The following is a 24,682-nucleotide window of genomic DNA, read 5'->3' on the forward strand; positions in this document are numbered from 1 at the left end:
AGGAGTCACCGTGCGCAATTTTGAGCTGACAGCCCCCAACCCCTTTTTCGCCGTGCCACGATCGTCGATGATCCGGCGCTGGTGGAAGCACGGCTGCAGGCACTGCACCCGGACTTGAAAGCTATTCTCCTCAAGGATGCCATCAGGGGCGGTCTGGGAGGGCGCAACGAGGTCACGCGCGCATCGGCTCCGACGGCAGCAGGCGTGCAGCAGTGGCTGAAAACCGTTGAAGATCTGCGCACCTTGCTCGCGGCGCTCCAGTGGCATATCCACGAGCAACAGAACTGCCCCTTCATCAGTTCGCCCGATCGTTCCATCTCCATTGTGGTGATGACCGGTAACAGCGAAACGGGGAAGAATGGTTTCGAGGATCCCACGAACCAGGCCGAGAAGGGGTCCGTGGCGGAGAGCTTCGTTCAGCAGAACAGCCAGTTGGAGATCTTCAACCGTGACTCGTTCATGCTCGCAAAAGAAAAGCAGAAGGAGACCCAGGTTTGGGCTCTGCTGTACCACTACGACAAGGTGTTCAACGAGGTCCGTTTCGAGCTGTCTTTGCCGACCGCTTTCAACAACAAGAAAATCACTGAGTGGGGTGTTCGCTTGATTCTGGGCAGCATCCCCAACAACCCGGCTGACTTCACTATTCGCAAGGACGAGCCCAACGCGCCTGCCACGGTGGAAGTCGAGCCCAAGACAGGTACGTTTTGAGTAGTTAACCATGTCCGAAATTAACCCCAAGCAGATCACATTTGCCAGGGTAAGAAGGCGCTTGACCAAGGCGCAGTTAGCCAAGGAGTTGGGTGTCACCAGCCGTAGCCTGCAGAACTACGAGACTGGGGCATCTGCTCCCGACCTGGAACTTCTGGCCCGTATTGCAAAGCTGCTGAAATTCCCTCAGCAGTTTTTTTCATTGACGAAGACATGCCGGAGATCAAAGAGCATGCGGTGAGTTTTCGCAAGCTCTCGAAAATGACGGACGGCATGAAGGCATGCGCGTTCGCAGCGGGCGCGATTGCCTTCAAGGTCAACCAGTGGATCGAAGACCGCTTCAGCCTGCCGCAAGCGGACCTGCCGGACTTGTGCGACCTGAGCCCTGAGGAGGCTGCAGCTACCCTGCGAAGGGCATGGGGGCTGGGCAATGCACCCATTCCCAACATGGTCCATCTGCTTGAGTCCAAAGGGATCCGTGTGTTTTCTCTGACCGAAGAAACCCGTGAGGTGGACGCCTTCTGCACCTGGTACGAAGGCAAGCCCTTCGTCTTTCTCAACACCATCAAGTCTGCCGAGCGCAGCCGCTTCGATGCTGCTCACGAGCTCGGACATCTGGTGCGGGACATCTACACCATGCAGCATGGTCAGTCCCATGGACCGGAGATGGAGCGCCAGGCCGATGCATTTGCCTCCGCTTTTCTCATGCCGAAGGAAAGCGTGGCGGCCAACCAGCCTCCCACCTACACCACTAAGTACCTGATGAGGCTGAAGCACTATTGGGGGTGTCGCTGGCCGCGCTGGCCTACCGATTCAACTCCCTTGGGCTAGTCAGTGAGTGGAACTATCGAAGCCTGTGCATAGAGATTGCCAAGAGTGGCTATCGTACGAACGAGCCTGAGCCGATGGAGAGAGAAACCTCTCAGCTCCTTACCAAGGTGCTCGACATTCTGTATAGCCGAAAGCAGGGGCGCCGTGAAATCGCAGAGAGCCTTAGTCTCAGCGTGGATGAGATCAATGCGCTGACCTTCCAACTGACCAACCTGTCCGTGGTTTCAGGGGCTGCTGATGTGGGTTCTGCGCCAAGAGTTCCGCCGAAATTGCGTCTGGTGTAGGCGAGTCGGCCGCGATCTATCTCAGTTTAATGTGAACCCCAGCGGCGTAGGAGTGGTAGGAGATCCTGCCTGGGAATTCTCTTGTCTGGACCAACGAGAACCTGTATGAAGCTTCAGACCATTCGCCTCCACAACTTCCAGTCATTTGGAGATGCGTCCACAGAGATCGACCTTAACGATGTCACCTATCTAATTGGTCCTAATGGATCCGGAAAGACGGCCGCGCTGATCGCGCTTTGTCGCGTCTTCTCGGTCGACCCAGCCCTGCGTCGTGTGCAGAGATCCGACTTCCACGTTCCCGCTGATGAGGAGGACGAGCCCGACGAGCGGCAACTGTGGATCGAGCTTGACTTTAGTTTTCCAGAACTTCTGGAGGCAGACGCTGGCGCGACCGTCGCCCCCCATTTCGGCCACATGCGCCTCGATGAACCAGACGGCATTCCGCGGGTTCGGTTCCGGCTCAGCGCCACCTTGGGGGCCGATGGCGATATCGAGGAGTCGCTGGTCTACGTACTTGACGTGGACGCTGATGGAACGCCCCTGAGCACTGCGGTGGTCCCGCGGACTGAGCGAAGCCATATCCAGGTCCACTATCTTCCTGCACGGCGCGATCCAGCAGATCACATCACCTATGGTGCAAACGCGCTCCTCGGTCGTCTCTTGAAGGCCGTGAACTGGGACGCGGAACGCGAGGAGATCAAGGGCCTGACCGACCAGATCAGTGAGAGCCTGGCCGCCAACGCCTCGGTGAACTCGTTCAGCCAGTCCCTGCACGAGGTATGGGGCGGACTTCACAAGGGCAGTTTCTTCTCCGATCCAAAAGTCACATTCGTGGCGTCGAACATTGAGGCATTGTGCCGGCATCTCTCCGTCTCGTTTTCGCCAGGCCACGATGAGAAGTTCGTTGATTTCTCTCGCCTAAGTGACGGACAGAAGTCAATCCTCTATCTATCCCTGGTCCTGTGCTCTCAGGCCATCGGGCAGGCTGTCCTCGCCGGCAAGGAGAAGTCCTTTGATCCGGTGAAGCTACGGCCACCGGTGTTCACGATTGTGAGTGTGGAGGAGCCCGAGAACAGCCTTTCGGCCCACTATCTGGGACGGATTGTGAATGCGCTGACCAAGATGGCGCGCAATCCTGATGCTCAGGCGCTGATCGCCACGCATGCGCCGTCGATGCTCCGACGCGTCGAGCCCGAACAGATCCGGTACCTTCGTCTGTCAGCGGAGCGGGTGTCCCGAGTTACATGCATCCAGATGCCAGCCAAAGCCGACGAAGCACACAAGTTTGTCCGTGAGGCCGTACAGGCCTTCCCGGAGATCTACTTCTCCCGCCTGGTCGTGCTGGGTGAAGGCGACAGCGAGGAAGTTGTGCTGCCGCGAGTTCTTAAAGCGAAGGAGGCGCCAGTCGATGAGTCTGCGGTCACGATCGCTCCGCTCGGCGGAAGACATGTCAACCACTTCTGGCGCTTGCTGTCGGCGTTGGAGATCCCGTACATCACTCTGCTCGACCTGGACGTCGCCAGACACGGAGGTGGCTGGGGCCGCATCAAGTACGTCAACGACCAATTGCAGATCTTCGCTCCCGCGAAAGTCCTGCCAGCGGATCAGGGAGTTCCATCCTGGAACGACGACAAGCATTTGGTACGGAACTATCCGCACTACCTAACTCTCATGGAGCAGCGGGACGTCTTCTTCTCAGCGCCAATGGATCTGGACTTCGCCATGCTGGCGGCGTACGCTGCCCAGTACGATGCGCCCGGCGCTGCCCCTCCCCCGGCCCCAGCTATCCTGAGCGCAGTACTTGGACCGTCTCATCACAATTCGGCGCAGTACGACGCGGGTGAACTTCAGCTGTTCGGCACGTATCACCAGAGGTTCAAGCTGGGAAGCAAGCCAGCAGCGCATATCGATGCTCTGGCGAAGCTGACCGACGCACAGTTGTTGGCAACACTGCCGGCCTCCCTGGGGCGACTTGCGGATGCAGTGATCGCCAAGCTTGCGGAGCTGCCAGAGTGATTTCAGCCCACGAATGGGCTCCGGCCGACGGCTTGACTCTGGAGCCGAACGCACTGCGGGCCGCCAAGGAGGAAGTTCGCTGCCTCGCATTGACGGCCGGCCCTGGCGCCGGAAAGACGGAGATGTTGGCTCAGCGAGCTGACTTCTTGCTGCGCACCGGTTCTTGCCGGTATCCGAAGCGGATTCTGGCCATCTCTTTCAAGGTCGATGCCAGTAAGAACCTCAAGGAACGGGTAGTGCGCCGCTGTGGCCTGGATCTCGCATCCCGTTTCGACAGCTACACGTTTCACGCCTTCGCCAAACGCATCATTGATCGGTTCAGGCCCGTACTCACCGGCAAGGACGCCCTCGATCCCGGCTACAAGCTCGGCGACAAGCGGGTCGAGCGCAAGCAGATCGAGTTTGCCGACCTGGTACCGCTCGCCGTCAAGATCCTCAACACCTGCGCGATGGCCAGGCACGCAATCCGCCAGACCTACAGCGATGTCTTCTTGGATGAGTTCCAGGACTGCACGGGCGACCAGTATGAGTTGATCAAGATCGCCTTCCAAGGGACTGTCATTCGACTCACAGCGGTGGGAGACACGAAGCAGAAGATCATGGGCTGGGCCGGAGCGCTGGATGGCATATTTGCCACATTCGCGACGGACTTCAAGGCCGTCCCCTTGAATATGTATCGGAACTTCCGCTCGAAGCCGAAGCTGCTGCGCCTGCAGAACGAGATCATCCGCGTGCTTGATGCGTCCTCTGTGATGCCCGAGGAGCAACTGGCGGGCAATGAGGGCGAGGTCTTTGGCTGGCGCTTTGAAGACTCGCAGAAGGAGGCGGACTATCTAGCCGACCTGATCGCCACGTGGGTGCGCAAAGAGTCAGTACCGCTGCCGGAAGTCGCCGTCCTTGTCTCCAAGCAGTTGGACCTCTATGCCGACCGCCTCATGGCCGCGCTGGAAGCTCGTGGAATTCCTTACCGCAATGAGCATCAGCTTCAGGACCTGACCGCAGAGCCGGCGGCGCGACTCGTCGTGGACTATCTGGCATGCCTTTACGGCGAGCGTGAGCCCAAGGCATGGGCACGGTTAATCAATCAACTCGTGCCGTTTGCCGATGACGAGTTCCAGTCCGATGCCCGACGAGACGTACCGAAGGTACTGAAACAGCAGCGAGAGAAGGCTGCCATTGCTTCCATCATTGGCGACCCATACGCGGATTGGTGGGGATATGTCCGAGAGTTCTTGAACCACATGGGGAAGGAGATGCTGGTAGCCCTGTCACCAGACTACGAATCAGCGGAACGCCTGCGGGAGGTGATCCTGAGCACCAAGCAACGCATCGAGGAACTCTTGAAGGTTGAGCCAGATCTGCCCAAAGCGCTACAGCGCCTGTCGGACGATCAGGCAGTTCGAATCCTTACCATCCACAAGAGCAAAGGGTTGGAGTTCGATTCGGTCATCATGCTGGCCGTCGAAGAGGAGATTTTCTTCGGAGATCAGGATGCCAACCGGTGTGCGTTCTTCGTCGGAGTGTCACGAGCCAAGCGGCGACTTGTTCTGACCCATGCGGACCAGCGGGAACGACCGGCCAGCTACGCCAAGCGGTGGGACGTTGCCCGGAAGCCGCAGTCAGAGTACTTCGGCTACGTCATGCCCTTTGTCAGCACATGAGGGACCGCAAGGATCTCTAGCTTACTGTCCGCTTTAGGGCTGCAATTGCGTGGTCACCGTGTGGCGGCGGCCGGCCGCAATTGTTAAGGATTGTTTGATGTCTGCCCTTGTCTGCAGGACTGTGAGAGGGAGCGGCGCGTGTGGGCAGGCGTCGAACAATCCTTAACAGGAATAGCCGTCTGCGGTCGTCCCCCCAACGGCCGCTTATCGGTGGCTCCGTACACGGGCGCCACGCTGACGCGCACTGGTATGCCTGCATTAGTGAGTTCCCGGATCGTGCGCAATCTGCGTGATGGCGTAGCAGCGAGTGGCTCCAGTGTGCGTGCGATGTCGGCACCCAGTGTGGCGATGGTAAACGACACTTGCTCACAGCAGCAAGTGGTCGACCACTCCAAGGCAAGACAGCACCGGCTCGATTTGTGTTTGCGTAGTCGTCCATGCATCCGTATATTAATCGATACAGAATCCGTTCATACTGCAACAGACTCGAGGCGAACGATATGTCAATGGATATGCTTTTCTTGGGGCAAGCGCGGCAAAACACGCGCATTGCAAACGAGAATGCTCTAGCAGCAAATGAGTGGGCCGCGTACGCTCGCCAACTCGAAGGCCTGCTTCTGGAAGCGAAAGCTAATCTGATTGGAGCCCGTGCTGTACGGGATGTCGCCTTGACTGAGCTCGGCAAATTGGATCCTCAGAATTATCTGCTTGTAAAAGAGAATCGGGTACGCATCGGCCAAGCTGCCTACAACGAAGAAATGCACTCATCTCGTCGCGCGTGAAAACCGACGGCACATAGTAAAGGGAGCCCGCAAATTGCGGGCTCCTTTTTGCTGGGAGGAACCTACTCCACGTAGCCCTTCGGCTCGTGCCCCTTTGAGCCCGTTGACGGCCGTGGCTCAGGATTAGCGGCTCGCTGGGCGCGCTCGCGCCCAACAGAGCCTCGCGCCGCATCACGGCCGTGCCCGACGCCGCCCAAGAAGACCTGCTTAGTACGATCATCTGTATCACGCCCTAGGCTGCTCGACATCTGCCCGCCGATCCAGGAAAACACTTGGTCCGGAACGATGTGAATCAGGTTAAAGCAACCGTGGATAGTACTCAGGCAGAGTGACAGGTAGACCGCGATGAATCCGATGATGCTTACCAGGCCGGTTGTCGAATCAAACTGAGCGTTCGCCATTGCGACGCCAAACATCGTGTTCAGCAACGTCCCGAGGACCATGACGCCTGCGCTGCCGAGGGCAAAGCCAACCATCATCAGCGCGGGCCGCAGAAGAACATTCAATAGAAAGATGTAGCCGTGCGTGGATCTCTGGCCCAAGCCCTCCCCATCGCCGTCTAAGTGCGTGAGGCCCCAGAGAGGCGAGGCGATCAACGCTTCGCCCACAACAGCGAACCACGACGTTACCCCGCCAAACCAAACAATGAAAGGCACCAACGGAATATAGATCGACAGCATCGCGCCAAAGAAAAACAACGAGAGAACCGCGATCACGATGAAGGGTGCCAAGCCATCCAGCACGCCTTTCAGCGTTGCCTTGATCGCACCCGCGATACCGAGTGTTGCCACGTCGGCTGCAGCGCTCGCAATCTTCCCGGCGTTCGATTCGCTTGCACCCTCAACCGCTTTGATGGTGGTGTATGTGCCAAGCGCGGCCCATCCACCCGTCAGGATCGAGTCACCGAGATTCTTCATCCCGATCATGGGATTCTTCGAACCGCCGTTTCCGTTGTTGGAGTTCAGATCGACGGCCGCCTTTACCCATTCCTGCCCACTGAAAATCGTCGAGAGCAAGCCCTTTGCGTCCGATGATCCGGTCTGCAATGTTGCTACCGCGTTCCCTCCCGAGCTGTGAGTCGCAGCATCCAGGCGCACTTGTTGCTGATAAGCCGCAAGCACCTTGCGATAAAGCTGCGGGTACGCGAGATTCTCCGGATCGGTACCGGCGACTGCGGATGCGGTAGCGTTCGTCAGCGCTGACACTTGAGCATTTGTTTGAGCAAAGGTCTGATACCACGCCCCTGTCATGATCCAGCCATCGCGCTTGAGGTTCTGTTCGATCTTGCTGGACAGACCCTCAATTGATCCGCGGGATCCGGCCACGGCGTTCTTTATACCGTTCTCGTACGCCTGCGCAGCACTGTTCAGGGCGGTTGACACATTCGGAGGTGTTGTGCCGGCATTCACGGCCGCCACGTACTCCTTCGCCAATGCGCTGACCGTCACCTGCGTCGAGCTCAGTCCACTCTGATGGGCGGCGAGCATCGGATCGTAAAGTGTAGACGTATCGAGCGAGTACGCTGCCAAGCCTGCTTCGGGGCCGGCCACCATCGAGGGCGGATCAGGCAAGGCGAGGGATGCCCCGCCACATGACTGGCCCCGCCCACTCCTGACGAGGATTTGCTTGCCGACCATTGACGCAGTGAAGCGTTCCGCCGCGTCAGCGCTAACGCCGACTTCGGCTGGCATGTTGTCGATCGCTCTGTTGACCGCTTCACCGCAAAGGTTCGCTTCAAATAGCGTACGCGCGAGTGTGTTTGCGGTCGGTGATGCTGGCGTACTTACCATGGAGCCGCCGCTCTTGATCACCGCAATGGTCGCGTCGAGTGTCAGGTTGGCGACTCCGACGCCCATCATTGTGGCCCACAGCATGACAACCTGCGCTCCGCAGTAACCACCGAACACCGGTACCAGGGAGCAGAAGCCGACGCTCGTGCGGATGACATACCAGGGAGAGGACTTCTTCTGTCCAAGGAATTCGCCCTCTTGACCAGTAGAGATCAAAGAAGAAACGAAATGGTAGATCGCCCAAATCGTCGCAATCGCGAGAATGCAAGAGCTGATGACCATAAAGATAGTTGACAACATGCCAGAACCCGCCCCACCGGAGGCTGCAAGCGGATTGTGGATGACGTTGCCGAAAACCATTTCCAGCATCGCCATGGACTTGTCGCCAGGGCGGTTCGCCGCGTTCTGGATTTCTCCGATGCTTGTGTTCTGTGCCCATGCCGCGGCAGCACACAGCGGCAGCACACTGCCGAAAACGCCGTGCAGGGAGCGACGCAAAGTCAGCGTATGCGTGCGGCGGCACGCTTCTGTATGAATGTTACTGTCCATACAACCTCAGTCAAATAGTTGTGGATTGAGGATCCGCCTGGCCGCACCCGGTGTGTGGAGAAATTGCTGGACGCTGGGCAAGGCATCATCAGGCGAGGCCTGCCCGACATCTATTTGCCAAGATTGATGTGCATACTTCAGTGCACTCAATAGGGACAACGCCGTAAAAGGAAAGCCGACCAGTGCCCCGAACGGATTGCCCGATACCAAGCTAGATGATGAGTACACAAAGGAAAGAAGGGCGACGACAATCGCCACCCGACGGTTCGTCAGGCACGCAAGCTGAATTTCGGCCAGTGGCATAGCGTCTCGCGAACGAGCCGCCATCGCTTCCTTGAAAGTGCGGATCTTCGGATTTCTCCGGCGCTCTCTAAGCTCTGCGTCCATATCCGCAATCGTCTTCCAGCCGCTCTCGACAGCACGCTTCATCGATGCCAGCGGAGCCAAGGGATTGATAAAGCTCCCCACCCTGCGCAAGACCGTCTTCTTTTTCACTTCCCGCTCCTTTCAGTTGGTTAATAGTTTGCGACGCGTAAACGACGCCAAAACGACGCGTAGATGCACAGTAGGCATGAATGCAGATGCTTCTGCAGTGGATTCGACGCGAAGTCGACGCGAAGCTGCATTGCCTTCGGGTCGACTAAAACGATCTCGGCGACGGGCGACGAGGTTCGCCACTGCCTTCTTTCGCGTCAGCCTGGTCAGCGTTGCGCCTTCTCTTGAACTCTCGATAGGCATCCAGCACCTTCTGAGCTTCGTCCGGAGAGAGATCCATGAGAAGCCCTTCCTTTTCCTTCGCTAGCGCTTCCGCGAATCGTCTCGAATCCATTTCAGCCACGCGAGCCAGTTCAGCAAGCCTCTCTGCTTCTCGCCTCTTACGCTCCGCCTCCTTATGACGCTGCTCAGAAAGTGAAGCGCGCATCCTCGCGGTATCAAGGGCCTGGGATCGGACGAAGAGAGGCTCAATAACTGATGCGAACACTTTTTCGGTTTGTTTCTGCACCCGAGCGCCATAGGCTGACTTTCCCTCCAAGATTCCGGTCTGTGGGAGAGACTGCTTCGGTATTCTCGGCGTCTCTCCATCGACCACCGCATAGAACCGCTTAACTCGAGCATGCTTAGCCTTTGAACCGACTACTCCGCGTTCCAGGCCATGCTTCTTGGCCACTGCCAGATGAAAGTCTGTTTGCAGCTTGGCGAGCTTCGGCCGCCCATCCAGGAAGTGTGCGGCCGATAGCCTCACTGCAGCGGCCTCCGCATATTCACGGATTTCTCTCCGCTTTTCCCCATTCGGCTCCGTCCCGACAATGACTGATCGCTTTCGGACTCGCGCAGGCGTCTCAACTAAGGGGACCGCATACACAACCAGATGAGGGCTTCGCTCATCGAGCTGCAAGTTGGCTGCAACGATGTTTTGCGGCCCGTGCACTTGCTCGAGATAGGCCAGCGCATCGCCGAAGTAGGCCGAATCGTCGGCAAGTCCCTTCCCCTTTGAGTGCCTGGCAAACGCTTCCGGGCTCGCAGTGATCAGATACTCAATGCAGATAACGGGCTTCTGCGCTTTTTGGTCGGCCAGTGCCAGGCGGCTACGGACTGCAGCGACGAGAGCGGATGCGCTGGACACCGGTCGCAGGTCTCGGTTCTTAGGGGTCCTAGAAGGATCGGCGTTCGGCGTAGCACGTTCCCGCCATGTGTGTTGCCCGCTCGCATTGAGGTTTCCGTAGCTGGATAGTTTCCTAGCCCGTAGGATTTGGTATCTCATCGTGGAGGGTTCCTGTCCCGTCTCTTCAAGAAGAGACGTACTCACTACGGTGCTTGTACGACGCTGCGCGTCTACAAGCACCTCCGTTCGGCAGGGAGATCCCTGCACCCCCGCAAGCCATCGGTACGCTGGAGTTTGCGGAACTCCCGCGCCCGCCCGTGGACAATTGCGCTGTCCACCCCTGGCGGCGTGGACAGCCCGCTAGGGCGGGTTCCGCAATTGACCACCGGCTCCCCGCGGCGTAGCCCTTCGGGCCTGACGCACGCCTGCGGCGTTTGCCCGAGCCTGAGTAGCCGAACCCCAATTTCCTGCATGCCAGGCGCATGAGGGTCGACAAGGGCTCGCGCGCGCCGCGCGCCCGGGTCGAGGCGTACGGGTCCCCGCGCCGAGAGGCGCAAGGGAGAGCGCCGACCCGAAGGGGCGACCCGGATCTGCGCATCTCCGTCGCCAGGTTTTTGGGATGTGCGACCAGATAACCCCGGAGTGGATGCGCGACCAATTCACCCCGAAGCGCGACCAGATAACCCCGCAGTGGATGCGCGACCAATTCACCCCGAAGTGCGACCAGATCGCCGGACGCCTGCCAATCGGTTGCCAAGGATCGTCTCCCGGGCCACCGCCACACCGCCGCCTGGCTACCTTGGTGCATAGCCCACCTCCGCCAGCGCCTTTGCCACCCGGTCAACCGCGGCGCGGATCAAATACGCCTCCTCGTCGTCCACAGCGCAGGCCCGGAAATCCGACCAGGTCACGCGCTTGACGAACTGTGCCAACGCCATCGCGTGCACGTCTTCCAGCTCGAGCTCAACTGATACGGTAGTCATGCCTTCTCCAGATAATCAAACGGAATCGCCACCAGGTCGCCGGCCGGCGAGCTCCACCAGAGCCACGGCAACGGAAGTACCGCGCTCCGCACCGGGAGAGACCCAATGACAGTCAGGCCAATATCCACAGTTGGCGGACTGTGACTATCAGAGGGGTATATGAAATAACTACCGTATCTGTATAGAGCGGGGTGATTTGCCGTCATACGCCCATCGGATCGGTGTGATTTGCCGTGCGGAAACGGGGCGATTTGCCGTACTTCCATGGGTGATCCTCCGTGGATAACTTGCGGTGTGCACAGGCTTTTCCACCGCAGGAACCCGTTCTTCGGGCGTCTCCAGCCTGCGCAGACTGGCGCGGCAAAGGGTGCCCAAATGGTTAGGGTCAAGATGACCATCCCGACCTCGTCACCTTCGGTGCGACGGGGGTGGCGAGGAGAAGATTTCAAGCCCCCATCTGTGTACCTCTACCCGTGCGCTTGGATAGACCGCAAGTACTTGGCGAAGTACGCGTTTCATCTCCTTGCGGAAGTTGTCCGCGTTTCCGTACTCTTGGCCAAACTGTCCGGTGAGCGCCGACCAGGAGATCCTGTCCGGCCTACCAACATGTACCTTCCGAAGGCGATGCGCGAGCCAGGTGTATATGTCCAAGCCTAGCGCTGTCCCCCTTAGGGCTAGTAGCGCGCGTTGGTCCAAAGGCACAGAGAAGCCCCTTAGGGACTCGAAATAGCTTTCCGAGAGAAGGACTACCCCGGGCCACAGCGTGCGCTGATCCACTGATCCCTTTGGCCATGCGTAGAACTCCTCAACGGGTTGTCCGTTGAATGTCTTTCCTAGATATCCCAACTGCAGCCGACAGGCAGCAAGTGAGTGCATGGCTCTTCGAAGAGCAGCATACCGAGCACCACCTTGATTACCGTGGCCGAGCTTCTGCATAAATTCCGCAGCACTATTTCCTATCGGGACCTCTCGCTTCTTCTCGCGAATCGCGTAGCTATTGATGTACGAGATGGCCAGGCGCGGCAACACCCCATATGGGACTGTTTGACGCACCGGCCCCCGTCCTTCATCCAGATAGCCGGCGGAAATCGATACCCAGGCCTCGCCCCAACGACGCATAAACTCGGTGGCGGAAACTCCGTTCTGGTCGAAGACTTCACTGCGCGGGAGCGCCACTTGGCAAAAGACTGTATGAGTAAACAGAATTTCCTCAGGCGACGGCGGCTCGCTCGCGATACTCTCGCCCGCGGCGAGCAGCCGGTCAGCTGCGGTTACGCGTAAGCGTTCAACGCCTCGAGGGGGAAGCACTTGTGGGCGGCCGAAGGGGGCTTGCGCACCGTTCGGACCAGAATCTGATTGATTCTCAGTGGTCCTTCCACCTGGGCACGACCCCAACCCCGTCACCATTGGAATACCGACGCCGCCAAATGCATGGGTGTCGGTTCGCGAATCAAGGGGGTCTGGCAAGTGCATGTTGACTGCCCAACCGCCATCCGTTTCAGTCATGCCTCGGCCTCAAACAGCTTCGACAGGTTTTCTTGGTCGACCGATACGTCGGACATTGGCCGGCAGCGCGGGTCCCCCCGTCACTCTCTCAGCCGGGCGAACGAATTCTTGATCGTCTTGGGCTGCCGGTTCCCCCGCTTGTCGAAGCCAGGTCCGCACGGTGCCCACCAGCCAACGGTTGACTCGGCGGCTCGGGAACACCGTAGGTGGCAGCTGACCGCGACTCTTCATCACGACGATGTTCTTTTCGGAGGTGCACAGCAGCAGCGCGAGTTCGCGCGTATCGATCCATGCTGCAGAGTCCATCCTCGCAAATAAAACTCGAAAGTCCATGTGACACCCTGTAAGGTTCTGAAGGCAGGGGTATCTTTGCGGCTCACGACAGCAGTGTCTAAGGCAGATTTCTGCGCAACGGGATGGGAAGTGAAAACGGACTTGACGACTCAGCGCAGGTTGGCGGCGCAAGCATTGGCGGAAGAGGCCATCGAGTATGGTGCGCAGCGGGGTATGAACCGCGTTTCCATCGAAGAGCGTCTGGGATTGGTTGGCAACCCGCTTGGCCAACTGCTCAGCGAGTATCTGAGGGGAGAGACTGCACCAAGCCTCAGAGGCCTCGTGAGAATGGAAGCAAAGGTTGCGGAGCTAGTGGGCCGACATCCACGCCGCCTGGCGGTTGCTGAGTTCGATCCAGCCTACAGCCGCTTTTATCGCTCCGATTTCGACGGGGCGAGGGGATGTTTTGCTCGCGAATATGAGGCTTGTGCTCCACTTTTTGAGCTTCGGCATCTGGCACGGGCGGACGAGGCGGTTTCCTCACGAGCATTGATGAGGAGGATGAGTGAGTCCGACTGGTGCTTCGTACAGATCATTGCGGATGGCACCCCTTGCTTCCTAGGTTCGATCCACCGCAGAGGTGCAGCAAGCTGCCGGAATTCTGCCGGAATTCAGATGAGATGCTGGGCAATTTGGTGTAGCACCCTGCGACGTCAGAGGCTTGTCTTGCCATGTAATCTTGTGTAGTCTTTCTGCACCCGCCCTGGATGGTTTCCGACTTTTAATCCGTTGGTCGCGTGTTCGAGTCACGCACGACCCACCAGCATTTACAAGGGCTGCAGAGCAATCTGTGGCCCTTCGTCTTTTCCGGGGTTAGGCGGGGGTTAGGTTGCAGCACAAACGGCCATTCCCGTGTGCTCAATCGAACTCGTCCTGGACTGACCACCTCAGTCCCTCGGGGTGCTCGATTTGTCCGAGCCAGACGGACGCTGCCTCCCTAATTCAAGGGGGGAGGGGGCAAATTCCTTCGCGCCGAGAAGGCCTTTGAGGGCTTCCGATGGTGGCGCGCATTTTCCAAAATGGATTTTGGCTGACCCCAGCCCGATCTCTCCGGCCGCTACCCAACCTGGGTGGGGTATGGCGCCATCAATGCCGCATCGCCTTATCCTGGGTCACCTTCGCCGCTATACTAGCGTTCCGAGCTTGCCGACCGAGGTCTCGTTGCGCGGGGGCTCCTTGATGAAACCAACGATAAGAACCATCCAGGGCAATCAATGCGCGAGCCGAGCAATTTCAGCTTTCTAGCCGAGCACTCACCACTGCTTGCCGGTCTAGGCGCAACTGCCGAACGTATCTTCGCCTTCGACCCGTCCAGCTGCGTAGTCAAGCTGCGCCTGCTTGCCGAAGCGCTCGCAGCCACCACCACAGCAGACGCAGAGCGACCTATTGCGCGCCATCGATGGACGCTTCAACCTCGATGCGCAGGTCCGGCAGCTTTTCCATCTCCGCTTAGCTCGACGTCTTCATGCAGAACCAGTGCCAGGTAAAGTAACGCACTTGCCAGATTTTCTGGCCCATCCGAACAGAATCGCGAAGCACTAATGTTTGAACAAGCCTTCAGAAATATCGATGACGCTCTCTGGAAGGAGAGTGGCTGTACCACCGAACTCGACTACACCGAGCAAACCTCTTGGCTGCTCTTTCTCAAATATCTGGACGCTCTGGACCAGGACAAGGCCGCCGAGGCGATGCTCGAAGGCAAGGCGTACAGCTATATCCTCGACGCCCCCTACCGTTGGGAAGCCTGGGCCGCGCCTAAGGATGCAGAGGGTAAGCTGGATCACAACAATGCGCTCACCGGGGACGATCTCGTCTACTTCGTAGACCGCAAGCTCTTCCCCTACCTGCATGGCTTCAAGCAGCGAGCCAGCGGCCCCAACACCATCGAATACAAGATCGGCGAGATCTTCAGCGAGATTAAGAACAAGATCCGCAGCGGCTACACCCTGCGCGATATCATCGACCACATCGACGAACTGCGCTTCCGCTCGCAGACCGAAAAGCACGAGTTGTCGATGCTGTATGAAGAGAAGATCAAGCGCATGGGCAACGCCGGGCGCAATGGCGGCGAGTACTACACCCCGCGCCCGCTGATCCGCGCCATCGTGCAAGTGGTGCAGCCCAAGATCGGTGAGCGCATCTACGACGGTGCCTGTGGTTCGGCCGGCTTCCTCTGTGAAGCGCACGACTACCTCACTACCAAGCCCAATCTCAGTACCGCCAACCTCAAAACTCTGCAGGAGCGTACCTTTTACGGCAAGGAGAAGAAGAGCCTCGCCTATGTGATTGCCATCATGAACATGATCCTGCACGGCATTGAGGCGCCCAACATCATCCACACCAACACGCTGGCCGAGAACCTCGCCGACGTTCAAGACAAGGACCGCATGGACGTGGTCCTTGCCAACCCGCCCTTCGGCGGCAAGGAGCGCGCCGAGGTCCAGCAGAACTTCCCCATCCGCACCGGTGAGACTGCCTCTCTGTTCCTCCAGCATTTCATCAAGATGCTCAAGGCTGGGGGCCGTGCCGGCGTTGTCATCAAGAACACCTTCCTGTCGAACTCCGACAACGCCTCGGTAAGCCTCCGCAAGCTGTTACTGGAAAGCTGCAATCTGCACACTATTCTCGACTGCCCCAGTGGAACTTTTCAGGGTGCAGGCGTCAAGACCGTCGTGCTGTTCTTCGAGAAAGGCGCGCCCACCCGTAAGACGTGGTACTACCAGCTCGACCCTGGCCGTAGCATGGGCAAGACCAACCCGCTCAACGATGCCGATCTTGCCGAGTTCGTCGAACTGCAGAAGACCTTTGCTGATTCTCCGAAGAGTTGGGGGTGGATGCCGCACTGCTTGATACAAGCAGCTACGATCTCTCGGTGAAGAATCCCAATAGCGGCAAAAAAGTGGCCCACCGTAGCCCGCTGGACATTATGGATGACATCGCCGCGCTGGATGCCGAAAGCGCAGAAGTGCTGGCTAGCATTAGGGTGCTGCTATGAAGGCGGCGTGGCATACCATTCGGCTCGGGGATATTGCTGACATACAAAGCGGTGGCACTCCGCTTGTTTCAAACAAGGCATTCTGGAATGGCGAGATTCCGTGGTATTCGTCGGGTGAGTTGAATGACTTATTCACGAGAGCTTCGGAAAGGAGTCTTTCTGTCGCCGGACTTGAAGGATCTAACGCGAAGCTATTTCCAGCCGGATCGCTTTTGATCGGGATGTACGACACGGCAGCCTTGAAAATGTCCATCTTGGATCGAGCGGGCGCGTTCAATCAGGCGATTGCCGGTGTAAGGCCAAATGATAAAACAGATTTGGCATTCATTCGATATGCAATAGATTCAAATCGCGATCAAATTCTCGATCAAAGGCGAGGGGTTCGTCAGAAAAATTTGAGCTTGGCGAAGATTCGAGATCTTGAGCTGCAACTGCCGCCGCTTCACGAACAACAACGCATCGTTGCTATTCTCGACGAAACCTTTGATGGCATCGCCATCGCCCGCGCCAACGCCGCGCAGAACCTCATAAACGCCCGCGCGCTCTTCGAGGGTCATCTGGATGCTGTCTTCAGTCAACGTGGTGAGGGTTGGAGAGAGGCAACAATCGGCCAGCACATTCGGTTTATCGACTATCGAGGTAAGACGCCCCAAAAAACCGAGAGTGGAGTTCGGCTGATCACCGCAAAAAACGTGAAGATGGGCTTCCTTCAAGAAGCGCCCATGGAGTTCGTTGCTCCGGAATCCTACGACGATTGGATGACTCGGGGCATCCCTAATCGTGGTGATGTGCTCTTCACGACGGAAGCTCCTTTGGCCAATGTTGCACAACTTGATACCGACGAGAAGGTTGTATTTGCGCAGCGAATCATTATCATGCAGCCAGATGCGTCAACGCTTGATAGTACATTCTTGAAGTATCTCTTGCTCTCGCCACCTGTTCAGAAGCAGATTCACGACAAAGGCACTGGCGCTACCGTAAAGGGAATCAAGGCGAGTCTTCTCAAGGCCATCGAGGTTTCATTCCCGTCATCCGTGAATGAGCAACAGCAGCTTGCTGAGAAGTTGGATGAGCTGGCAGCTGCGACGGAGAGTCTTGAATCTCTCTATCAGCGCAAGATCGAAGCATCAGATGAGCTGAAAGAATCCATGCTACATCAGGCCTTCAGCGGCCAGCTCTAGGAACGCCACATGAACGACATGTCCATCTCGGCGGCAGATTCACAGTTGGTGGATCTACTGGATATGGAATTCGAGTGGTTCTATCTCACAAAAGAAGGGCTGAGCGAAGCCGCCGTGCTCACGGGGTTGCTGGATCACGGACTTTTCGCAGAAAAGGTTCCTCCCTGCTTCGCGACTGTAGGGTTGGCGGCCATCGTGACTGAATCAATGGCTGGTCTTCCTGAAGAGCCCGACCCGGCTAAGCTCAGGAGCAACATAGACAAATGCGCGCACGACTACATCCGCTACGAGTCGCTGCGCGACATCAACATCCCAAGGCACCTTGGCATTCCCCATCCAGAGGCCTACGCAGTTCAGGCGCTCGCGATCTCAAAACACTGGCAGGAGATTGCCACCCACAGTAACAAGCCAAAGCCCCAGATCAGCCAAATCTATGTCCGGCATGTCGGGGATGGCTGCATCTTTGAAATGAACTACAAGGGAAGCGAGCGCTATCAGTTGGAAGAGGAAGAGATTCAGTGGCGGGCGGGCGCTCAGTTCGTAGTCAAGGCTGATATCGCCTCGTGCTTTCCTAGCATTTACACGCACTCCATTCCGTGGGCACTTCATGAGAAAACCAAGGCCAAGAAATCGGGAAGCCTCACTGCACTGGCAGGCAACCTGCTAGATAAATGCACGCAGAACACGCGTGATCGACAGACCAACGGATTGCTAATCGGGCCGCACGCCTCAAACATCGTTTCAGAAGTCGTTCTGACCCGTATCGATGCCGAGTTGCAGGCGAAGGGCTACAAAAAGCTTACGCGGCACGTTGATGACTATACGTTCTTCGCCGATACCTTTGAACAAGCCGAAAAATTCGTCAGAGATTTGGGTATGTGCTTGCGCGCCTACGAAATGTCGCTCAACGACAAGAAGACGCGCATCCTCGATCTGCCAAGGCCTAGTACGGAGAACTGGATTCAGGTGCTCAATCGCTTCGCCTTTCCAAACGACGAAGAGGTACGGTTTCCGACAGTCCGATCCTTTCTTGATCTTGCCTTGGAATGCTCGCAAGTAGCAGGCAAATCTACCCCTCTAAACTACGCGATCAAGACACTGGCCGGCAGCGAGAGCCCGCGTAAACTGAATTCGAGAGCAAAACGATCGTATGTGCAAGAGGCCGTGAATCTTGCTATCGCGTATCCTTATCTCGTGCCTCTACTCGATAAATTTGTGTTTGACAGATATTGGCATGATGGAATAAAGCAAAGGATTGCTGAATTTTCGACCTCGCTTGTTCGGCTAGGACTACGGAAACTCTACCCGGATACGATTGCCCACGCGCTGCATTATGCGCGGAAGCACGGCGTAAAACTCGCCTTGGATGACGCGGACTTGATAGAAGTTGTGGCGTTGGACGACTGCGTCACAAATGTATTGCTCTTGGATTATGCGACGCAACACAATTATGGCAAATTTAAGAAAGCAATCAAGAAGCGATCTGATGAACTCAAATCGGCAGATCTTCGAGAGAAGGACAAGAATTGGCTCTTGATCTATGAGATGTGGTCGGAAAAAGATCTTAAAGGAAATGGCCAGGCATTTCTTGCTAACTTGAAGAGTAAAGGTTTCAAATTTCTTGTCGCGAACGAACCTGAGAAGGATCCAGCGACGAAAGACAAGGCTGGTATTCCAGCGATTCCTTCGCAACCTCAATATACGGTCAATTCATAATGAATGAAGCCGAAACCCGAGCCGAGCACATTGATCCCGCGCTAGCCAATGCTGGCTGGGGCGTGGTGGAAAGTAGCCGCGTCCGGCGGGAATACCCAATCACACTCGGCCGGCTGGAAGGCGCGGGGAAGCGCGGCAAGGCCTTGACGGCGGACTATGTGCTGGAGTACCGCAACACTAAGCTAGCGGTGGTGGAGGCCAAGGCTTGGGACAAGCCACTGACGGAAGGCGTAGGCCAAGCGAAAGATTACGCGAGCAAGCTCTCAATTCGCTTCACCTATGCCAGCAACGGCCAAGGCATTTACGGAATTGACATGCATACCGGTGCGGAAGGCGAACATCCTGCCTTTCCGACTCCGGAAGCCTTGTGGCAGGCCACTTTCGCCTCCGAGAACGCCTGGCGCGACCGCTTTGCTGCCGTGCCGTTTGAAGACAAAGGTGGTTACTTCCAAGGCCGTTACTATCAGGACATCGCCATTGAGCGGGTGCTGGCGGCGCTAGCGGAGGGGCGCGAGCGCATTCTGCTGACGTTGGCCACCGGCACAGGCAAGACCTTCATCGCCTTCCAGTTGGCGTGGAAACTGTTTCAGAGTCGCTGGAACTTGACCGACTGGAAGAGCGAAGTCGAGCCAACTCGCCGCCCGCGCGTTCTCTTCCTAGCCGACCGCAACATCCTCGCAGATCAAGCCTACAACGCCTTTTCAGCCTTCCCCGAGGATGCGCTGGTGCGCATCGCGCCGGACGACATTAAGAAGAAGGGCAAGGTGCCGAAGAACGGCAGCGTCTTCTTCACGATCTTCCAGACCTTCATGAGCGGGCCGCCTAAGAATGGGCACCCTTCGCCCTACTTTGGCGAGTACCCGCCGGATTTCTTCGACATCATCATCATCGACGAGTGCCACCGGGGCGGCGCAAACGACGAGAGCAACTGGCGCGGCATCCTCGAATACTTTGCGCCGGCCGTGCAACTGGCTTGACGGCCACCCCCAAGCGGAAGGACAACGCCGACACCTATGACTATTTCGGTGAGCCGGTGTTCATCTACTCGCTCAAGGAGGGCATCAATGATGGCTTTTTGACGCCATTTCGTCTTAAACAGATAGCCACCACGCTGGACGAATATGTCTACACGCCAGACGACATGCTCGTGGAAGGCGAGATCGAGGCTGGCAAGCGCTACGAGGAAGCGGACTTCAACAAGATCATCGAGATCAAGGAGCGCGAGAAGAAGCGGGTCGATATCTTCATGGCCGACATCGACCAGAAGGACAAGACCATCGTCTTCTGCGCCACCCAGGTCCATGCGTTGGCGGTGCGCGACCTGATTAACCAGATCAAGAAGAGCAGCGCCCCGAACTATTGCCAGCGTGTGACCGCCGAGGATGGCGGGCTCGGTGAGCAATGGCTGCGCGACTTTCAGGACAATGAGAAGAGTATCCCAACCATCCTGACCACCTCGCAGAAGCTCTCTACCGGGGTCGACGCCCGCAATGTGCGCAACATCGTGCTAATGCGGCCGGTCAATTCAATGATCGAGTTCAAGCAGATCATCGGACGCGGCACGCGACTCTACGACGGCAAGGACTACTTCACGATCTACGACTTCGTGAAGGCGCACCACCATTTCAGCGACCCTGAGTGGGACGGGGAGCCTGTCGTTCCGGAAGCTTGTGCCAAGTGTGGCAATTACCCTTGTACCTGCGTCAAGCTGCCCCCGCAGCCATGCCCAGTTTGCGGAAATCAGCCTTGCACCTGCTCCAAGGAACCCTGCCTGAAATGCGGCAACTGCCCCTGTACCTGTAAGAAGAAGGTCAAAATCAAGCTGGCCGACGGCAAGGGACGCCAGATTCAGTACATGAGCGCGACGAGCTTCTGGCACCCGGATGGTACCCCCATGTCTGCCGCGCAGTTCATGGAAGCGCTATTCGGCAAACTGCCAGAGTTCTTCAAGGATGAGGACGAACTGCGTGCCATCTGGAGCGCGCCGGATACCCGCCGCAAACTGCTCGAAGGTTTAGCCGAAAAGGGCTTTGGCAAGGATCAACTGGCCGAGATGCAGAAGATCATCGAAGCCGAGAAGAGTGACCTCTTCGACGTGCTGGCTCATGTCGCTTACGCTGAAGCGCCGCTCACCCGCGAGGAGCGCGCCGAACGTGCCAAGGCTGTCATCGGAACGGAGTTCAATAGCAAGCAGCAAGCGTTCCTGAGTTTCGTGCTCTCACACTATGTGAGTGTCGGCGTAGAAGAACTGGATGAAGAGAAGCTTGCCCCACTGCTCAAGCTCAAGTACAACAACGCGATTGCCGACGCGTTCGCCGATCTTGGCTCGCCGGACCTTGTGCGTAAGGCATTCGTTGGCTTCCAGCAGTACTTGTATCAAGGGTAGAGGTGCCCCCCGCTCCCGCGACGGGCTACCTAGCCTATCTGTACCCCATTTCATCCAGTAATCGGAGGGGCTACAATGGCTTGAGGCTTGGTTCAAGAGAGCTTCCAATGCTGGACATTATCGAGCGGCAGGGTAGTTTCTACACCTCCGAAGACCGGCGCAGGGTTGCCATTCAATACGCTCTGCTTGGCAGCGTTCGCCGTGTCGCTCAAGCCACGGGAATCCCCGTTCGCACGATCTACGACTGGCAGAAGACGGACTGGTGGGAGACGCTGGTCGCTCAAGTCCGCATGGAAATGCAGGGGAGCTTGATGCCACCCTCTCCAGGATGATCCATCTGGCGCTTGCCGCCACTATGGACCGGCTGGAGAACGGCGATTGCGTCGTCACCTCCCGAGGCGAGATGGTGCGCAAACCGGTCTCCGCGCGGGACGCCATGGCGATCCTGGGGATGGCCCTAGACAAGCAAAAAGTGCTGCAAGACGCGCTGACCGCGCAGCAGCGTATGCCCGTGCGCGACCTTGCAGAGCGCCTGCGGGACCTGGGCATCAGCAAGGCTATGTCCGGTCAGGACGCCTGAGCACGCGGGCCGGCTTGAGCGGATATAGGGGCCGGAACCCTGCAATTTTTTGGGGGGGCGTCTGTCCGTTCTCGATGGTTTGTACTTCGCCACGGCGTTGTCTGGGCCTGGCTCGTGCGGGGCAGGTGCGGTGAGCACAAAGAATGGGGGCAGGGCGGAGCCCAAGCTGCTACAGGCCGTGCGCGAGGTGCTACACCAGGCGGAAATCCGCAATCCCTTGCTGGGCGCGGCTTTGCGGGCGGTGCTACACCGCTACAGCTGTTACACCATATCTCCAAGACTTTTCTCCACTACGCATACCACTGCATGTGGTAGCCCCCTACTACCACTATCCAATACTTTTTAGAAAAGAGGTGTAGCAGGTGTAGCAGGGCTGGAAGCCTTACTGGACGGTGGTTTGATGCGTGGGTCGCCGGCCGGAATCAGCCCCGCAGCACGTGTCCGAGCCACGGCCTTGGCAATGCAGCGGCGCGCGTTCTCCTGGAACTGCTCGCTCATGATGTATCGGGTGAGTTTCGTTGCCATGCATGCTCCTTCCTGATCAGCTTACCCGCCTTGTGGCAGAAAAGCACGCGGCGTACGGCTATTAGGGAGGGGATTGTAATGACTCGAAGGTAAACAGCGTTATGACGTAGGCGGCTGCTCGCTGGGCACACGCGGTCGGCACCGAAAGAGGGGTTGCCAACGTGCAAAATAAGCGATCAAATGCTCACATGAATCTCCGGGCAGGTCTCTCTTATGACATGCTCAGTTTGATTTTGCCGGGAAAATAGGGAAACGTGCACGTTTCTAATTAAAAAAAGGACGCACATGGCAGAAACAACAAATATTGCCAAGATGGCAGAGAAGCTTTCAAAGGAGCTCTTTGCGGAATTTCTCTGGCAAAAGATGGGGCCGACAAATATAAACTGGCCTTGCGAAGATCAAAGCAGTCATAAGGCTATTACGCATCCCTCGGATGTTGTCTTTTATTACGAGGAGCCGTACACCCAGGCCCGGACGTACGTGAATTGTGACCTCAAAAGCTACGCTAAGGGTTCGATAACTGCAAGCAGTATTCGCTCCGCGATTGAAAGCCTTGCGCGAGCACTGAGTTGCGCAGAAAAAAGTGAATAATTTAGCAGCAAGTATATTCACGGTCACGTATCACCAGAAATCTGTGGTCTACTGTTTGTTTACAATCACGACGGTGAGTATGACAAAGATTTCAATGGTCTGCTCGTTCAGATTAAGAACGATAAGTTAGATATTCCAAGAAAGTCGAAAATATTCGTCCTTGGGCCCAAAGACATTTTCTGGCTTAATAATGTTCATCCTCAACTTTAGACATTCAGGCCCGCTCAACGAGCGGGTTGGAAATGGATTCAAGAAATCGAAAAATGCTTGACATGGGGCAATGATCGTGTGGCCGCCGCGCTGCTTGCGCGGGTTTTAGCGCAAGCAGCGCGGCGGCCAATGAGGATCGTTTTCGGTCCTCTTGCGATTGCCCATGTCTTTGTCCAACCGTGTACGACTGTGTCTGTCCGAATGGATCAACCTTCTGCTTCTGGCCGTGCCAATTCGCTCTCGCGGGAGCTTTGTCGAGCTGCTGTGCGGCTGTATGGTTTCGCCAGAAGGCTGGGTGACGCGCGCTATCAGCGCCATCGCGCGACGCAGGCACTGGACGACCTACTACAAGCTTCTCGGGCGCGGCAGCTTGCGCACCGTGCGTTTGGCCCGCCAATTGTTCTTGCTGGTGCTCACAGTGCTGCCATGCGATGTGCTGACACTGGTCATCGACGATACGCTGGTGCCGCGCTCCTCGGAGCAGGCGCCCGGTTGCGCGTATCGCCACGACCACAGCCGCAAGATCAATCGGCCGCAATTCATACGGGCCCAGTGCTGGGTTACGCTGGGCGTGAGCGCGCTGGGCAACGGCGGGGTCAACCTGGTGCTGCCAATTCTCTCGCGGCTGGTGCCAAACACCGGCAACCGCAACAAGCTGAAAATCGCGCTGGTGCTGGTCCGCTCTCTGGCGGGCGTGGCCAACAAGCCGGTGCGCGTACTGTTCGATTCGTGGTTCATGCGCGCCCGCCTGGTATTGCCTTTGCTGCGCAGACAAATGCACGTGATTGGACAGGCGCGCATCGACACCGCGCTGTTTCTCGTGCCGCCACCGCCAACCACACCCAGACGTGGTCGCAAGCGCATCTATGGCGAGCGCCTGAACGCCGAGGCCATCGAAGCACTGCCCGCGATCGAACTGCGCATGCCGCTCTATGGCAAAGACCAGCAGGTTCGCCTGCGCTCTGCCGAGGCTCGCGCGCGCTTCCTCAAGGGCGCGTTGGTGCGTGCCGTCTGGTGCCAGTTCTTCGATGCGAAGAAACAGGCCTGGACCAAGCCCCGTCTGCTGCTCGCGAGCGAAACGGACTTGAGCGCCCAGGAGATCGTGCAGTTGTACGCGCGCCGCTGGGGCATAGAACCGCTGTTTCACAATCTCAAGCGCTGGTTCGGCGTGAGCAATCTCTGGCAGCAATCGCGCACCGTGCTGGAGTTGTGGATGCAAATTCGCTCGATGGCCTGGACTTTGAACCAACTGCTGAGTCTGGTGCTTGTCGAGACCTTCCCGATGAACGCGGTCGCACCATGGCGCATGAATCAGCCCGTCACGGCCGGTCTGGTCACGCAGTGGCTGCGCATGGAATTTACCGGACTTGCGTTTCGCGATGGCCTGAATCGCAAGTCCCAGAAATTCCAGTGGCCAACGCCACGCAACGACACGCGACCGACCTCGTAGGA

General features: G+C 57.5%; 21 protein-coding genes and 2 pseudogenes. 16 read left to right on the forward strand and 7 right to left on the reverse strand.

Translation table 11 applies throughout. The annotated features are described in order from the left end of the window. The first annotated feature begins 81 nt into the window (after window positions 1-81). The 6 genes from OMK73_RS04735 (at window position 82) to OMK73_RS04760 (ending at window position 5,500) form a co-directional block, all read left to right on the forward strand. On the forward strand, window positions 82-708 hold the full coding sequence (locus OMK73_RS04735; protein ID WP_267600993.1) for a hypothetical protein: 627 nt from the start codon (window positions 82-84) through the stop codon (window positions 706-708). A gap of 10 nt (window positions 709-718) precedes the next feature. Continuing rightward, a complete protein-coding gene (locus OMK73_RS04740; RefSeq protein ID WP_267600994.1) occupies window positions 719-949 on the forward strand; it encodes a helix-turn-helix transcriptional regulator in 231 nt (76 codons plus the stop codon). Then, window positions 922-1,539 (forward strand): ImmA/IrrE family metallo-endopeptidase, encoded by a 618-nt coding sequence (locus OMK73_RS04745; RefSeq protein ID WP_267600995.1) that lies wholly within the window; start codon window positions 922-924, stop codon window positions 1,537-1,539. The genes OMK73_RS04740 and OMK73_RS04745 overlap by 28 nt, the downstream gene beginning before the upstream one ends. A 74-nt stretch (window positions 1,540-1,613) precedes the next feature. Then, entirely contained in the window at window positions 1,614-1,823 is a 210-nt protein-coding gene (locus OMK73_RS04750) for a hypothetical protein (protein WP_267600996.1), read from the forward strand. Between the two features lie 105 nt (window positions 1,824-1,928). Beyond that, window positions 1,929-3,839: an ATP-dependent nuclease gene (locus tag OMK73_RS04755; RefSeq protein ID WP_267600997.1), complete on the forward strand. Its 1,911-nt coding sequence runs from the start codon at window positions 1,929-1,931 to the stop codon at window positions 3,837-3,839. Continuing rightward, on the forward strand, window positions 3,839-5,500 hold the full coding sequence (locus OMK73_RS04760) for a UvrD-helicase domain-containing protein (RefSeq protein WP_420715474.1): 1,662 nt from the start codon (window positions 3,839-3,841) through the stop codon (window positions 5,498-5,500). Before OMK73_RS04755 ends, OMK73_RS04760 begins: the two co-directional genes overlap by 1 nt. Window positions 5,501-5,721: 221 nt before the next feature. On the opposite strand, the pseudogene OMK73_RS04765 reads toward OMK73_RS04760, so the two are convergent. Then, window positions 5,722-5,859 (reverse strand): annotated as a pseudogene (locus OMK73_RS04765) (radical SAM protein); the annotation flags it as partial. A gap of 147 nt (window positions 5,860-6,006) precedes the next feature. On the opposite strand from OMK73_RS04765, the gene OMK73_RS04770 reads away from it, so the two are divergent. Beyond that, window positions 6,007-6,282, forward strand: coding sequence for a hypothetical protein (locus OMK73_RS04770; protein ID WP_267600999.1), 276 nt, complete (start codon window positions 6,007-6,009; stop codon window positions 6,280-6,282). Between the two features lie 62 nt (window positions 6,283-6,344). Here OMK73_RS04770 and OMK73_RS04775 read toward each other — a convergent pair whose 3' ends face one another. From OMK73_RS04775 to OMK73_RS38095, 5 genes are all read right to left on the reverse strand, one after another. Further along, window positions 6,345-8,621 carry a DotA/TraY family protein gene (locus OMK73_RS04775; RefSeq protein ID WP_267601000.1) on the reverse strand — a complete coding sequence of 759 codons (2,277 nt, stop codon included), beginning with the start codon at window positions 8,619-8,621 and terminating at the stop codon, window positions 6,345-6,347. 6 nt (window positions 8,622-8,627) lie between these two features. Then, entirely contained in the window at window positions 8,628-9,116 is a 489-nt protein-coding gene (locus OMK73_RS04780; RefSeq protein ID WP_267601001.1) for a hypothetical protein, read from the reverse strand. Window positions 9,117-9,261: 145 nt separating this feature from the next. Next, a complete protein-coding gene (mobV, locus tag OMK73_RS04785; protein ID WP_267601002.1) occupies window positions 9,262-10,383 on the reverse strand; it encodes a MobV family relaxase in 1,122 nt (373 codons plus the stop codon). Window positions 10,384-11,018: 635 nt separating this feature from the next. Then, the gene (locus OMK73_RS04790; protein ID WP_267601003.1) at window positions 11,019-11,207 is read right to left on the reverse strand and encodes a DUF7706 family protein; all 189 of its coding nucleotides are present in this window, start codon (window positions 11,205-11,207) and stop codon (window positions 11,019-11,021) included. Between the two features lie 408 nt (window positions 11,208-11,615). Then, entirely contained in the window at window positions 11,616-12,713 is a 1,098-nt protein-coding gene (locus tag OMK73_RS38095) for a replication protein RepA (protein WP_324291657.1), read from the reverse strand. A gap of 1,874 nt (window positions 12,714-14,587) precedes the next feature. On the opposite strand from OMK73_RS38095, the gene OMK73_RS04800 reads away from it, so the two are divergent. From OMK73_RS04800 to OMK73_RS04835, 7 genes and pseudogenes are all read left to right on the forward strand, one after another. Continuing rightward, window positions 14,588-15,922, forward strand: a complete 1,335-nt coding sequence (locus OMK73_RS04800; protein ID WP_267601004.1) for an N-6 DNA methylase — start codon at window positions 14,588-14,590, stop codon at window positions 15,920-15,922. Beyond that, entirely contained in the window at window positions 15,919-16,041 is a 123-nt protein-coding gene (locus OMK73_RS04805; protein ID WP_267601005.1) for a hypothetical protein, read from the forward strand. Before OMK73_RS04800 ends, OMK73_RS04805 begins: the two co-directional genes overlap by 4 nt. Then, window positions 16,038-17,222 carry a restriction endonuclease subunit S gene (locus OMK73_RS04810; protein ID WP_267601006.1) on the forward strand — a complete coding sequence of 395 codons (1,185 nt, stop codon included), beginning with the start codon at window positions 16,038-16,040 and terminating at the stop codon, window positions 17,220-17,222. Before OMK73_RS04805 ends, OMK73_RS04810 begins: the two co-directional genes overlap by 4 nt. Before the next feature lie 9 nt (window positions 17,223-17,231). Continuing rightward, on the forward strand, window positions 17,232-18,938 hold the full coding sequence (drt4, locus tag OMK73_RS04815) for an antiviral reverse transcriptase Drt4 (RefSeq protein WP_267601007.1): 1,707 nt from the start codon (window positions 17,232-17,234) through the stop codon (window positions 18,936-18,938). Continuing rightward, window positions 18,938-21,324 (forward strand): annotated as a pseudogene (gene hsdR / locus OMK73_RS38790) (EcoAI/FtnUII family type I restriction enzme subunit R). The gene drt4 and the pseudogene hsdR overlap by 1 nt, the downstream one beginning before the upstream one ends. Window positions 21,325-21,431: 107 nt before the next feature. After that, complete coding sequence (locus OMK73_RS04830) at window positions 21,432-21,656, forward strand: helix-turn-helix domain-containing protein (protein ID WP_267601010.1); 225 nt, start codon at window positions 21,432-21,434, stop codon at window positions 21,654-21,656. After that, window positions 21,653-21,904, forward strand: coding sequence for a hypothetical protein (locus OMK73_RS04835; protein WP_267601011.1), 252 nt, complete (start codon window positions 21,653-21,655; stop codon window positions 21,902-21,904). The genes OMK73_RS04830 and OMK73_RS04835 overlap by 4 nt, the downstream gene beginning before the upstream one ends. A gap of 342 nt (window positions 21,905-22,246) precedes the next feature. Here OMK73_RS04835 and OMK73_RS04840 read toward each other — a convergent pair whose 3' ends face one another. Then, on the reverse strand, window positions 22,247-22,429 hold the full coding sequence (locus OMK73_RS04840) for a hypothetical protein (protein ID WP_267601012.1): 183 nt from the start codon (window positions 22,427-22,429) through the stop codon (window positions 22,247-22,249). 285 nt (window positions 22,430-22,714) lie between these two features. On the opposite strand from OMK73_RS04840, the gene OMK73_RS04845 reads away from it, so the two are divergent. Together OMK73_RS04845 and OMK73_RS04850 are read left to right on the forward strand one after the other, a co-directional pair. Then, the gene (locus tag OMK73_RS04845) at window positions 22,715-23,020 is read left to right on the forward strand and encodes a hypothetical protein (RefSeq protein ID WP_267601013.1); all 306 of its coding nucleotides are present in this window, start codon (window positions 22,715-22,717) and stop codon (window positions 23,018-23,020) included. Window positions 23,021-23,393: 373 nt separating this feature from the next. After that, window positions 23,394-24,680: a transposase gene (locus tag OMK73_RS04850; protein ID WP_267600424.1), complete on the forward strand. Its 1,287-nt coding sequence runs from the start codon at window positions 23,394-23,396 to the stop codon at window positions 24,678-24,680. Window positions 24,681-24,682 lie beyond the last annotated feature (2 nt).

Origin of the sequence: Cupriavidus sp. D39 (assembly GCF_026627925.1) — a bacterium.
GTDB classification, from domain to species: Bacteria; Pseudomonadota; Gammaproteobacteria; order Burkholderiales; family Burkholderiaceae; genus Cupriavidus; species Cupriavidus ulmosensis.